Below are 489 nucleotides of genomic sequence, written 5' to 3'. Positions count from 1 at the left end.
GCCTTTCTTTTCCTCTACCATCTCCTGTCCGTCCACTTCGACCGGCTGCAAACGCAGCTTCCAGAAACAGAAAGCACAGATGAAAAAACTGCATCCATCGATCAGCAAAACGGCGCTTTCCCCGATCCAAGCGATCAAAACGCCTGCAAGTGCTGGCCCACCCAAATACACGATCTGCCACTGCGCTTCCATCAAGCTATTGGCTCTGGTCAGCAAGTTTTTGTCTGCCACGAATTGCGGTAGCAGCACGGAAGCACCATGTGTGCTGATCGGGGAAAGCATGCCCGCGCACACGACCGTAAGATACACCCAGCCAATCCAGACACGGTCGCTTGCCAAAAGCAACACGAGCAGCAGAAACAACAGGCCTCGCAACACATTATCAGCGATCATTAGCTTTCTGCGATCGAACCGATCAAGCAGCACCCCTGCAAGTAAGCCGGAAATAAGCCCTGGCACGGTATAGGCAAAAATCACGCTTCCCATCGC

1 protein-coding gene is annotated in these 489 nt (G+C 53.2%); it reads right to left on the bottom strand.

Going from position 1 to position 489, the window contains the following annotated elements:
* On the bottom strand, nt 1–489 hold a 489-nt coding region (locus EDM56_RS30905; RefSeq protein ID WP_122921746.1), incomplete at both ends, for an MFS transporter.

It is taken from the genome of Brevibacillus fluminis, from assembly GCF_003710825.1.
Lineage (GTDB): Bacteria > Bacillota > Bacilli > Brevibacillales > Brevibacillaceae > Brevibacillus_D > Brevibacillus_D fluminis.
Note: the sequence above shows the minus strand (reverse complement) of the source record. Positions and strands in the feature narration are given on the sequence as shown.